Origin of the sequence: Rhodococcus sp. NPDC058521, assembly GCF_042719695.1 — a bacterium.
Lineage (GTDB): Bacteria > Actinomycetota > Actinomycetes > Mycobacteriales > Mycobacteriaceae > Rhodococcus_F.
Genome location: NZ_JBHXNL010000003.1, coordinates 245,357 through 257,082, shown reverse-complemented (window position 1 = coordinate 257,082; position 11,726 = coordinate 245,357). Strand labels below are relative to the sequence as shown.

Below are 11,726 nucleotides of genomic sequence, written 5' to 3'. Positions count from 1 at the left end.
TCGGGGATGGACGACGAGCACATGAACGAATCGCCGCGCGCTGAAAGCAACGGCTGCGAGGTCCGCGACATCGTCGGAATCGGGTTCGGCCCGGCCAACCTGGCGTTGGCTATCGCCGTCGAGGAGTACAACGAGAGTTGTTCTCCGCGCGATCGCCTGACCGCCAAGTTCTTCGAACGTCAGGACGCGTTCGCGTGGCACCCGGGCATGCTGCTCGACGGCGCAACCATGCAGATCGCGTTCCCCAAGGACCTGGTCACGTTCCGCAATCCGACCAGCCGCTTCACGTTCTTCGCCTACCTGTTCGATCGCGACCGCCTCGTCGACTTCGTCAATCACCAGACGTTCTTCCCCACGCGGCACGAATTCAACGATTACCTGCAGTGGGCGGCTGCCAGGGTGGACGCGGACGTGCAGTATGGGACGAGCGTCGAGCAGGTACGGGGAGTTCGCGACGAGGACGGCACCGTCGACCTCTTCGAGGTGACGACCGAGACCGGCGAACGCGTCCTTGCCCGCAATGTCGTGGTGGCCGCCGGCCTGCGCGAGCGCATCCCCGAGTGGGCCAGGCGCTCGACGCGCTGCTTCCACAATCACAAGTTCCTGTTCCACCTCGAAGAGATGCCGGAACCGGTTCATCAGCGTTTCGTGGTCCTCGGTGCCGGACAGAGCGCCGCGGAGATCGTTCAGTACCTGCATTACAACTATCCGCAGGCCGAGGTTCACAGCGTCTTCGCCAGGTACGGATACAGTCCGGCGGACGACAGCCCGTATGCCAATCGCATCTTCGATCCCGAAGCAGTGGACGAACTGCACGGCGCATCCGCCGAGGAGCGCCGCCGCATCATGGAACTGCATCGCAGCACCAATTACTCGGTGGTCGACCTCGAACTGATCAACGAGCTCTACTCCACCGAATATCAGGAAATGGTGCGTGGTCGTCGTCGACTGTTCATGCGCCGAGCATCGGAGATTGTCGATGCCAAGGAAACCGAGACCGGTATCGAGGTCGGCGTCCACAGCACCATGGACGGCCTCACCGACACCCTCACCTGTGACGCAGTCGTTCTGGCGACCGGATTCACGCCCACACCACTGAATGCGATCCTCGGTGATCTTGCCCCTGAAGAGGGAAAACCTCCGGTTGTGAGCCGCGATTACCGATTGTCGGTTTCCCCCGACGTAACTGGGGGAATCTATCTTCAGGGCGGTACCGAGGCTACGCACGGACTCACGTCGTCCCTCTTGTCGAATGTTGCCGTGCGGGCAGGGGATATTCTGACTTCGGTGCTAACCAGGCGTGACCAGACGGAAACGCTTGCTACTGTGACACGACAGGACACGTACGTGACAAGCGAGGCGAGATGAGCACTAATCCTTTCGACGACGAAGACGGCCGCTTCTACGTGCTGGTCAATGACGAAGAGCAGCACTCGCTCTGGCCCACCTTCTCGGAGGTACCTGCCGGTTGGCGCGTGGTTTTCGGTGAGGAGAGCCGTGCCGCGTGCCTCGAATACGTAGAGAAGAACTGGACCGACATGCGGCCGAAGAGCCTGCGTGAGGCCATGGAAGCCGACGAGAAGTCCGGCGGCCGCCACAGCGTGGAGAAGAGCTGACACCAGCTTTTCGCTCGGCATACGAATCGGGGCAGGGATGATCATCCCTGCCCCGATTCGTGTTCGTGTCAGGCCGCTGCGGTGCCCTTCTTTGCATCGCCTGCCAGCTGGGTTCGGCGCCGCTTGAACGTCGGGCGGCGGATCGAATCCTGGGCGCGAAGGATGCGGGGACGGCGCAGCGAGCGGGCGATCCACTCACCGAGCGTGACACCGGCCGCCAGCGCGCAGCCGATACCGAATGCGGACAGCAATGCGCCGAGACCGACGATGGGCTCGTCGTTGAGGAGCGCATACAGACCGCGGTACAGAGACAGACCGGGGAGAAGTGGGGTGATGCCGGCGACCGCCACGACGAGCGGGGGCGTGAGCGCACGACGGGCCATCAGACCACCGGCGAGACCGACGACCGTGGCCGCGATCGCGGAACCCATGACGGGACCGATGTCCAACTTCGTCGTGATCACGTAGACGATGGCGCCGGCCAGGCCGCCCGCCCAGGCTGCGGTCAGCGCTCGCCGCTCCGCATAGCACGCCAGTGCATAGAACAGCGAGGCGAATGCGCCCGCGAGCAGGAAGATCGGGACTCGCGCCAGGTTTCCGATCTCCACATTGATCGGAGGGAGTGTGGACCCGACAGCGCCGGTCAGACGCAGCGACATCGCCACACCGGCGATGATCCCGCCGGTCATCATCACGACTTCGAAGAACCGGGCCGAGGCTGTGATAGGTGCGCCCATGATCGCGTCCTGCACCGAGCCGACCAGTGACAGACCGGACAACAACACGACGACACCGGCCGCAATGATCTGCGACGGTGCGATATCGATGCCCAATTGATCCTGGAAGGTGTACAGGGTCGCGGCCGGTGTCGCAGCGACTGTGCCACCCACGAACTGCTGGAAGAAGAACGGCAGCTTGAAGCGGTTGAGAACCCGGTTGACGCGGTCGATGACCATCGTTGTCAGAAACGCCACCGAAGCGATGAGCAACCCACCACCGAGCAGCACAGATATGGATGCGGCCATGCCTGCCCACGCCAGCGTTGCCGTCCACCTGTTGTACGGGTGCGGTGCGGTCGTGACAGTGGTCAGAGCATCGTGGGCGATGCTCGGCAGGATCGCGTCCCGACGGATGCGGCGAGTCAAGCGGTCGACCGCAGCCAGCCGGGTGAAGTCCATCGATCGGTAGTGCACGATGCGCATGGTGCTCGCGGGGGGCAGGGTCGGCCCACGGTAGGCGGAAAGGACGATCGAGTTGTACGTGACGTCGACGTCGCATTGCGCCAGACCGTAGGTCGCCGCGATGAACTGCACCTGATCGGCGACGTCCATTGCTGCGGTACCCGATGCCAACAAGACCTCACCGACGCGGACGGCAAGGTCGAGAACCTCCGTGACTCGCGCGTCGTCGGTCAGGTCGATCGGCTGCAGTGGTGCCGGTGCAGCCGTGACCGTATCGATCGTCGCGCGACGGCTACCGAGGAGGCGGTTCAGTAGCCCGGTGAAATCAGCCATACGCAACTCAGACGAGGTCCTTATCGGTCAGGTCGGTGGCGGCCAGCGCCGCTTCGAGGGTGTCGTGTCGGAAGGTCGATGTCACCTGGTCGTGGACGACCCGGAACGCCGACGCCACATTATGTGTCGTGCCTGGATCGGACGCCCAACTGGCCTCCTGCTCGACTACGACAACACCGTCGTGGACGTACATCTTCCCGGGTTTCAAGGTGACACCCGCGCTCGATGCCCACTCACGCAAGGGGCCGAGACCCTGCGCGGCACCCTTCGGGCCACCGACTTCGATGTCGTCGCTCGACAACGACAACAGAGTGTCGACGTCGCCGGAATTGAGGGCGTCGTGCCATGCCAGAACGGTCGCGATCTCCGATGTGCTCATGTCGTCAACGCTAACCAATACGGGCGGGGAACGCCCTGTTTGGACGTATGGATATGATGGGTGCGCTACACACGCCTCCTTAGCTCAGTGGTAGAGCACTCGCCTTGTAAGCGAGCGGTCGTCCGTTCAATCCGGACAGGGGGCTCGCGAAGAGGCCCCAACCGGGTAACGGTTGGGGCCTCTTCTTCGTGAGATCCACCCGCCCCCAACCATAAAGGTTGTTCGTCGGGCTTCTATTGAAAACGATTATCGTTTACATTATGGGTCGCATAATCCGACGAATAGGACGACCGATGACGATGACAGTTCGGCGATGGCGCGTACTCGCGGCCGTGGTGACCGGTGCCGTGTTGCTGGGTGGGTGTAGCGCAGCCGAGGGTGCCGATCGCCCGCCGACAGAAATCGGTGGGCAACAGATCAACGCGCGGGAGGTCTCGTCCCTGCGTGACGGGGGCGAGCTGCGTATTCCTGTCGATGCGTTGCCCACCAACTACAACCCGCTTCAGATCAACGGTGCGCGTGTGGTGACGTGGCAACTGGCCGAGGCGATCCTGCCGAGTGCGTTCCGCGACGGACCCGACGGCCGCCATCAGCTGGCCACGGATTTCTTCTCGTCGGCCGAATTGACGTCGTCTTCCCCCCAGGTGGTCACCTACGACATCAACGAGGATGCAAAGTGGTCGAACGGTCGGGCGCTGGATTGGGAGGACCTGAAATCGCAGGTCGACGCGCTCAGTGGCGACAACACAGAGTACGAGGGATACAGCAACGTCGGTTACGCCGACATCGCCACGGTCGAGCGCGGTGAGGACGATCAGCAGGCGGTCGTGACCTTCGACACACCCTTCTCGGAATGGCAAGGTCTGTTCAATCTCATCGCTCCGAAAGAAGTGACCTCCGATCCGGAGGCGTTCAACAAAGCGTGGCTGACGAAACCGACGATCACCTCGGGCCCGTTCGTGTTCGACGCAGCGGACGAAGCGGCGAAGACCGTCGTCGTGTCGCGCAACGCGGACTGGTGGGGCGATCAGCCGCCGCTGGAGCGCATCGTCTTCCGTTCGTTGGACCCCACGGCTCGTGCGGATGCTCTGGCCAACAACGAGATCGACCTCTATCCCATCGGCGGTGACATCGACCTGTTCACCCGTGCGCAGTCGATGGACGGTGTCGAGATCAGGCAGGCGCCCGAACGCAAGGCCGGCCAAATCACCTTCAACGGCGCCAACGGCGCACTCTTGGCCGACGAGCAGCTACGCAAGGCCGTCGCGCAGTCCGTGGATCCGGCAGCCGTGACCACTGTCCTGCTCGATCGCATCGTGCCCGGCGCCGACCCCGTCGGAAACCACATCCTGCCTGCGACCGATGCCGGCTACGTGGACAATTCGTCGACACTGCCCTATGACCCGGACGCGGCCAAGCAGTCGCTCGACGCACTCGGGTGGACGGTGCAGGAAGGCAGCGTCCGAAAAAAGGACGGCACAGCACTGACATTGAGGTTGCTCGCGCAGAACACCCCGGTCGGTAACACCGTTTCGGGCGTCATCCGTGACCAACTCACGTCGGCAGGTATCGGCGTCGAGGTCGACTCCGTTTCTCCGGAACAGTTCTACGACGGATACCTGATCCCCGGAAACTTCGACCTCGCTGCGTTCGAGTGGACGAAGTCGGCTTCTCCGCTCGCGCACGACCGACCTGTGTTCCAGAAGCCCGAAGGAGACGACGCAGGCAGCAATTTCGGGCGGGTCTACATCCCCGAGATCGACGCGCTCTACGACGAGGGTCTGGCCGAGCTCGATGCCGACCGACGCAACGAAATCGCTAACGAGATCGACGTGTTGGCGTGGGAGAAGGCGCACCACCTCCCTCTCTACGCCGACTCGGGTGCGTACGCGGTACGGGCGGACCTCGCGAACTACGGAGCCCGGGGACTCGGTGCCTACGGGTTCGAGGATGCGGGCTGGCAGGAGTGACAACCTCCAGCCTCGCTGCGATCGGCCGTGACGGTCGATCGCAGCGAGTCACCTGGGCCGCCCGGCTGGCAAGTCGGTTGGGAGCGCGAATCGCACTCTGTCTGACGGCTACCTTCCTCGCCTACTGTCTCGCGTCGTGGGTGTTCGACCCACTGGCAGAGCTGGAGTCGCGCCAGCCGCGCCCTCCGCAAAACGTCATCGACGCCCGCGCCGAACGGCTCGACCTGGACCAACCGATAGTCTTACGGTTCCTGAGTTGGATCGGCGGGGTGGTCAGCGGAGATTTCGGAACCGCCGTCGGCGGGCGCCCCATAGGCGACGAACTGTGGACGCGTACGGGAACCAGTCTGCGGCTCTACCTGATCGGGGCCGCGATAGCCGTGATCCTCGGAGTGATCGTCGGCGTTCGGGGTGCGTTGTCGTCGAGCGTTGTGCGTCAACAGTGGTCGATGCTGTGGACTCTCGTCGTACTCGCGGTGCCTGTGTTCGTCCTTGGCACGGTACTGAAGATGCTGTGGCTGCCGGTCAACGAGCTCGCGGGCACCCAGATCCTGTATTTCTCCGGAGAACGCACGGCGGGGTCGACGTATACGGGCATTCGCGCGATGGTCGACAGACTTCAGCATCTCGTGTTGCCGACAATCTGTATCGCCCTCCCTCAGATAGCCTTCTTCAGTCGATACCAGCGCGCAGCAGCCCTCGACGTCGCAGGTAGCGATTATGTGCTGGCCGCCCGTGCCCGCGGGTTGAGCAGGCGAACTGCCTTCTGGCGCCACGGACTTCGGTCGGCGGTGATACCTGTGCTGTCGTTGTTCGCGTTCAGCTTCGGAATCCACCTCGCAGGTGGCGTCTTCACCGAGCGGATTTTCGGGTGGTACGGACTCGGTGATTGGGTCATCACGGCCATTCAAGATCACGACGCCAGGGTGTGTGCAGCGGTCACATTGCTGTTCGGCATTCTCGTCGTGCTTGCGGGCTGGGTCTCCGATGTCGCCTCGGTGGCTCTGGACCCCAGGTTGCGGGCCAAGACATGAGCACCCTCGAAGGGCATACACCGATCGACGCCGACGGCATGCCGCATCCGGATGCCCGGTCTCCCATGTACAACGGCCGTGCCCTGACTGTCATCGGCGCAAGCATTCTCGTTCTCTTGACCTTCGCTGCATTCGTCGGCCCCCTCGTGTCGAGTCAGGACTACGCGACGCAGAACCACCGATCGGTCCTGGAGCCACCGACGAGCCACCATTGGTTCGGTACCGCTCGACTGGGGGAGGACGTTCTGGCTCAGACCCTGCACGGCCTGCAGAAGTCCCTGCTCATCGGCGTCGCGTCGGCCGTGCTCGCAACCGCGCTCGCCGCGGTCGTCGGAATGCTCGCTGGACTGGCTCGGGGCGCGGTCGACCGGTCGACGATGTGGGCGGTCGACACCCTGCTGGTGTTACCGCCGATCTTGGTGATCGCGGTACTGTCGCCGCTGTTCGTGGACCGCTCGTGGCTCTTCCTCATCGTCGCTATCGCGGTCTTCCAGTGGATGCTTCCGGCTCGGATGATTCGTGCCCGCACCCTCACCTTGCGCGTGAGCGGATTCGTCAGGGCCGCAGAGACGATGGGCGCTTCCACTACTCATCTAATGCGCCGGCATCTACTTCCGAACATGGTTCCCCTCTTGGCGATCGACTGCGCTCTCACGGTGGCGACTGCCGTCCTTGCAGAGGCAGGCCTGAGCTACTTCGGTTTCGGAGTGCAGCCGCCCGACATCTCACTCGGCACTCTGATCGCGACGGGCAGCGCCTCGGCCGTGACGTATCCGTGGGTCTTCCTCGCACCGGCGTTCACTCTTGTGCTGACCGTGCTGGGCGTCGGACTCGTCGGCGAAGGCGTCCGGCGGTCGAGAGAGGCTGTGTCGGCATGACTGAACCATTGCTGCGGGTCGACGGACTCGGTATCGCCATCAGGGCGCGAACCATTCTGTCCGACATCACGTTCGACATCGCGCGAGGTGAGGTCCTCGGTGTGGTCGGCGCATCCGGATCCGGGAAGTCGATGACGGCGGCAGCGGTCATGGGGCTCACTCGAGATTCCGCTCGCATCACCGGATCGATCCGTTTCGACAACACCGAGCTCACATCGCTCGGCGACGAACAGATGTGTGAGCTGCGGGGAAACCGGATCGCCTTCGTTCCTCAAGACCCCATGGGGTCTCTCACGCCGACTCGCACCATCGCCTCGCACATGATCGAGGCGATCGGTCTGCACCAGTCGCTCGCCAAGGGAGAAGCACGAAGTCTGTCCATCGAACTTCTGGACCGAATGCGGATCCCGTCACCGGCGACACGAATCGACGCTTATCCACACGAACTGTCCGGAGGGATGCGTCAGCGCGTGTCCATCGCCCTTGCGGTAGCGAATGGGCCGGAGCTGATCATCGCCGACGAACCGACAAGTGCACTCGATGCCGATGTCGGCGCACGAATTCTGGATCTCTTCGACGACCTTCTGCACGACAAGCGGACGGCGATGCTTCTCATTTCCCACGATCGTTCCGTCGTCGATCGGCTCAGTGACCGCACCATTACGATCTCGAACGGAAGGTTGGTGGAGCCAGAAGCCGCGACGGGCCGAGTGAACCCGACTGGAACGGCGGCGAACGCGATCCGCTGCGCCAGGATCGCGCCGAATCGACACACAACGGCCGACGACAGTGCCTCGCCAGATCAGGTTCTGGCGATCGAACATCTCACAGTCACCTACGGCGGATCGGGACTGTGGCGCCGACGCTCTCACGTTGTCGCGTGCCGCGATGTGTCCCTCACCGTTTCGGCAGGGGAGGCAGTGGCCCTGGTGGGGCCTTCCGGCAGCGGAAAGTCGACAGTTCTGAACCAGGTCCTCGAGCTTCGCGCGCCCCAAGTAGGGCGTATCGAGGTGTTCGGTCGAGATATCGCACGGTTGTCGGCCATCGAACGACGCCGGATACGCACGAAGATGCAGGCTGTGTTTCAGGATCCGAGTGATTCGCTCGATCCGCGTATGACGGTCGAATCGATCATTGCCGAACCACTCCGTATTCACCACCGACCGGCACCGACGGCACGCATACACGAACTGCTCGCCCTCGTCGACTTGCCGTCGGAAACGATACGGCGGTACCCCCGCCAGTTGTCGGGTGGTCAGCAACAGCGAGTGGCGATCGCACGCGCGCTTGCGCTCGAACCGGAGTTGCTCGTCCTGGACGAGCCGGTGTCGTCGCTGGACGCTCCCGCGAGGATCGCGATCATGTCTCTGCTCGACGACCTGCGTTCTCGCCTGAAGTTGGCCTACCTCATCGTCTCTCATGATCTCGGGCTCGTCGGTCGATTCGTCGACCGGCTGATCCCTGCCGACAACACGCACATGCCAGTTCACGTACAACCGTCAGCCAAGGAGGCCGTCTCATCGTGACAGTTCATTCGCCCGTGCCGTTGACCCCCAGAATGTCCGACCTCGTCGGCGATTTGACTTCCGAATCGACGTTGATCGCCTCTCTCGTCGATGCGTTGGGCTCTCCTCTCAATCTGATTCTTCCTCAACAGATTCGACGCAATGTCGACGAGTTCGCACGAACAATGGCCGTCCATGGACTGGAAGGAAGTGTCTACTACGCACACAAGGCGAACCGTTCGTCGGCACTCGTACGGGAGCTCGCGGACACCGACGCACGAATCGATGTAGCCTCCCTCGCGGAGTTGCAGCACGCACTCGGCAGTGGGTTCGCTCCCGACCGCATCATGACGACCGGCCCGAAGACACCGGAGTTCCTGTGGCTCGCCTTGCGTTCGGGTGTCACCATCAACGTCGACACCGTGCAGGAACTGACCCTGGTGGGCGAGATCTCCTGCGCTCACGATCTTCCCCGGGTCGATGTGCTGGTAAGGCTGTCGTCGTTCACCAGTTCCGGGACGACGATCTCGAGTCGACCGTCGCGATTCGGGGTGTCGACGGATGGGGTCGATGCGGTGTTCTCCGTTCTCGACAAGTTCCGTGATCAACTGCGGTTGTTGGGCTTCGCGTATCACCTCGACACGATCGGAATACCCGAAAAGGCGCGTGCCTTCGATGGCTGCCTGCTTGCGATGGAGGAGGCGCGCGCCCGCGGGCACGACCCGAGAGTGGTGGACATCGGCGGTGGCTTCGGCGTCGACTACGTGGCCGATGCCGGCGAATGGGATGCGTTCACCACCGCACTCTCGGAGGCAGTGCTGGGTCGACGTGATCCGATCACTTGGCAGAGCACCGGATACGGATTGCGCAACGAGGGTGGGCGGCTTCGGGGCACACTCGGCCTCTACCCCGCCCACAGGCCGGTGAGCGGTCCGCGTTACCTCGATTCTCTGTTGTCGACCGACGCTCCGAACGTCGGGTCCACACTTGCAGAGGCAGTTCTGGACAACATGCACCGACTCTGGATCGAACCAGGACGTTCGTTGCTCGATCAGTGCGGTGTGGTCGTGGGACGAGTTCTCGAAGTACGCCCCGCGAACGAGGACGAGAGTTTTGTGCGGTTGGACCTCAACGCCCGTGACATCAGCATCGAAGAGCACGGCGTTCATCTCGACCCGGTGCTCGTGCCCGCACGTATCGGCGAGAGAAGACCGGGCGCTGGTTACCTGATCGGCAACCTGTGTCTCGAAGCGGACTTCATCACCCGGCGAAAGATCTGGTTCGATGCCATGCCGGAGCCGGGGGATCTACTCGCGTTCGTCAACACGGCCGGGTACTTCATGGACTTCAGCGCCGATCACGCCCTCGACCAACCGATTGCACGCGTGGTTGCTCTGTCCCGCAATGAATCCGGTTGGTCGTGGCGTCTCGACGATCAGTACTGGCCGGATCCATTTTACCGGTCGGCTCCATGTTCATCGATTTCATCCCAGGAGGGATCATGAAGTACGACAGCATCATCGACGTCATCGGTGACACTCCACTGGTGCGGATCAGCAGCGAAGTGACCGGTCTGAGGAACATCGACCTCTATGCCAAGCTCGAAATGCTGAACCCGTTCGGTTCGGTGAAGGACCGAGCCGCGTGGTCCATGGCGCGAGAAGGGATCGACGCCGCACGCGACGACGGACACACAATGATCGAGCTGTCGAGTGGAAACACCGCGAAGGCGTTGGCTGTCATCGCAGGCATGCACGGTGTCGACTTCAGGTCCGTCACCAATCGCATGAAGGTCCCCGAGATCAAGGACCTTCTACTGCTCATCGGCGCCGACATCGAGGAGTTGCCCGGGCAGGCCGAATGTCTCGATCCCACCGACACCGACGATCCGCTGGCGCGGATACACCGTGAGATCTCGGGACCGGGGAGCGGGTACTTCCACACCGATCAGTACTTCAACGGTCGTAATGTCGATGCGCACGTTCACGGGACCGGGCCCGAGATCCTGCGTGACCTCGACGGTGCCCCCGAACACTTCGTGGCGTGCGTGGGGACTGCAGGTTCCTCGACCGGTGTGGCGCAGGCTCTCCGTGCTGTCGACGCCAGTGTCCAGGTCCTCGGTCTGGTCGCTCACAAGTCCGACTTCATTCCTGGTATTCGAAATATCGACGAGGTTCACGAAGTAGGTCTGTTCGACCCCGACACCTACGACACCATCGAATCGGTCAGTGCAGATGAGGCGATCGACGGAATGCTGACGCTCGTGCGTCGGTGCGGCATGCTCGCCGGACCGACAGGGGGCGCTGCCTACTTCGGAGCCGTCCGGCACCTGGCGAAGGCAGACGCACAATTGGAAGGGACAGGTAGGCGTGAGACTGCTGTGTTCATCGTGTGCGACCGCGTCGAGAGCTACATGTCCTATGTGCGTGTGCGTCGGCCGGAGTTACTCAAACAACCGCCTCGTGAAGGAAGCGTGGCGACGTTGTCCGACGCGGAGATCGCGGCGGTTCCAGCGCTCACGGTGGACGAGGCGACGCGGTGGATCGAATCCGAGTCACCGTTGATCGTCGACCTGCGAAGCAGTTTCGCATACCGGGCGTTGCACATCGCGGGCTCGATCAACATCGTCGACGAGTTGTTCGGTGAGTTGCTTCGGGGGGGATTGCCGTTCGGTACGGCTCGACATGTGCTTCTCGTGTGTCCGGTCGGTGAGAAGTCGGCGCGTTACGCCGCGGCTCTCGCACGCATGGGGCACACCAACACCCGCAGTCTCACCGGCGGCGTCATCGCATGGCGCGACGCCGGTGCGCCACTTGTCCGCGACTAGGGA

At 62.9% G+C, this 11,726-nt stretch carries 10 protein-coding genes and 1 tRNA gene; 9 read left to right on the top strand and 2 right to left on the bottom strand.

Annotated elements, in window-relative coordinates; all coding sequences use genetic code 11:
* Positions 1–21 precede the first annotated feature (21 nt).
* Both ACFWO3_RS07655 and ACFWO3_RS07650 read left to right on the top strand, forming a co-directional pair.
* On the top strand, positions 22–1,368 hold the full coding sequence (locus tag ACFWO3_RS07655; RefSeq protein WP_378575659.1) for a lysine N(6)-hydroxylase/L-ornithine N(5)-oxygenase family protein: 1,347 nt from the start codon (positions 22–24) through the stop codon (positions 1,366–1,368).
* On the top strand, positions 1,365–1,616 hold the full coding sequence (locus ACFWO3_RS07650) for an MbtH family protein (RefSeq protein WP_378575657.1): 252 nt from the start codon (positions 1,365–1,367) through the stop codon (positions 1,614–1,616). Before ACFWO3_RS07655 ends, ACFWO3_RS07650 begins: the two co-directional genes overlap by 4 nt.
* Before the next feature lie 68 nt (positions 1,617–1,684).
* Here the strand turns inward: ACFWO3_RS07650 and ACFWO3_RS07645 are convergent, their stop codons facing one another.
* Positions 1,685–3,130 (bottom strand): threonine/serine exporter ThrE family protein, encoded by a 1,446-nt coding sequence (locus ACFWO3_RS07645; RefSeq protein WP_378575654.1) that lies wholly within the window; start codon positions 3,128–3,130, stop codon positions 1,685–1,687.
* Between the two features lie 7 nt (positions 3,131–3,137).
* On the bottom strand, positions 3,138–3,509 hold the full coding sequence (locus ACFWO3_RS07640) for a nuclear transport factor 2 family protein (RefSeq protein ID WP_378575651.1): 372 nt from the start codon (positions 3,507–3,509) through the stop codon (positions 3,138–3,140).
* A gap of 73 nt (positions 3,510–3,582) precedes the next feature.
* Between ACFWO3_RS07640 and ACFWO3_RS07635 the strand changes: the two genes are divergently transcribed.
* The 7 genes from ACFWO3_RS07635 to ACFWO3_RS07605 all read left to right on the top strand — a co-directional run bounded on the left by ACFWO3_RS07635 (position 3,583) and on the right by ACFWO3_RS07605 (position 11,723).
* A tRNA-Thr gene (locus ACFWO3_RS07635) sits at positions 3,583–3,654 on the top strand.
* A 148-nt stretch (positions 3,655–3,802) separates the two neighbouring features.
* Complete coding sequence (locus ACFWO3_RS07630; RefSeq protein ID WP_378575647.1) at positions 3,803–5,479, top strand: ABC transporter family substrate-binding protein; 1,677 nt, start codon at positions 3,803–3,805, stop codon at positions 5,477–5,479.
* Positions 5,476–6,513, top strand: a complete 1,038-nt coding sequence (locus ACFWO3_RS07625; protein ID WP_378575644.1) for an ABC transporter permease — start codon at positions 5,476–5,478, stop codon at positions 6,511–6,513. Before ACFWO3_RS07630 ends, ACFWO3_RS07625 begins: the two co-directional genes overlap by 4 nt.
* Positions 6,510–7,391, top strand: a complete 882-nt coding sequence (locus ACFWO3_RS07620) for an ABC transporter permease (RefSeq protein WP_378575641.1) — start codon at positions 6,510–6,512, stop codon at positions 7,389–7,391. The genes ACFWO3_RS07625 and ACFWO3_RS07620 overlap by 4 nt, the downstream gene beginning before the upstream one ends.
* On the top strand, positions 7,388–8,917 hold the full coding sequence (locus ACFWO3_RS07615) for an ATP-binding cassette domain-containing protein (RefSeq protein WP_378575638.1): 1,530 nt from the start codon (positions 7,388–7,390) through the stop codon (positions 8,915–8,917). The genes ACFWO3_RS07620 and ACFWO3_RS07615 overlap by 4 nt, the downstream gene beginning before the upstream one ends.
* The gene (locus ACFWO3_RS07610) at positions 8,914–10,401 is read left to right on the top strand and encodes a Y4yA family PLP-dependent enzyme (RefSeq protein ID WP_378575635.1); all 1,488 of its coding nucleotides are present in this window, start codon (positions 8,914–8,916) and stop codon (positions 10,399–10,401) included. Before ACFWO3_RS07615 ends, ACFWO3_RS07610 begins: the two co-directional genes overlap by 4 nt.
* Positions 10,398–11,723 (top strand): pyridoxal-phosphate dependent enzyme, encoded by a 1,326-nt coding sequence (locus ACFWO3_RS07605; RefSeq protein ID WP_378575632.1) that lies wholly within the window; start codon positions 10,398–10,400, stop codon positions 11,721–11,723. The genes ACFWO3_RS07610 and ACFWO3_RS07605 overlap by 4 nt, the downstream gene beginning before the upstream one ends.
* Positions 11,724–11,726 lie beyond the last annotated feature (3 nt).

What these genes read in the sequence shown, in the direction of transcription:
- ACFWO3_RS07655 (WP_378575659.1), top strand. Translation starts at nt 22, where the DNA reads ATGAACGAATCGCCGCGCGCTGAAAGCAACGGCTGCGAGGTCCGCGAC.
- ACFWO3_RS07650 (WP_378575657.1), top strand. Translation starts at nt 1,365, where the DNA reads ATGAGCACTAATCCTTTCGACGACGAAGACGGCCGCTTCTACGTGCTG.
- ACFWO3_RS07645 (WP_378575654.1), bottom strand. Translation starts at nt 3,130, where the DNA reads ATGGCTGATTTCACCGGGCTACTGAACCGCCTCCTCGGTAGCCGTCGC.
- ACFWO3_RS07640 (WP_378575651.1), bottom strand. Translation starts at nt 3,509, where the DNA reads ATGAGCACATCGGAGATCGCGACCGTTCTGGCATGGCACGACGCCCTC.
- ACFWO3_RS07630 (WP_378575647.1), top strand. Translation starts at nt 3,803, where the DNA reads ATGACGATGACAGTTCGGCGATGGCGCGTACTCGCGGCCGTGGTGACC.
- ACFWO3_RS07620 (WP_378575641.1), top strand. Translation starts at nt 6,510, where the DNA reads ATGAGCACCCTCGAAGGGCATACACCGATCGACGCCGACGGCATGCCG.
- ACFWO3_RS07615 (WP_378575638.1), top strand. Translation starts at nt 7,388, where the DNA reads ATGACTGAACCATTGCTGCGGGTCGACGGACTCGGTATCGCCATCAGG.
- ACFWO3_RS07605 (WP_378575632.1), top strand. Translation starts at nt 10,398, where the DNA reads ATGAAGTACGACAGCATCATCGACGTCATCGGTGACACTCCACTGGTG.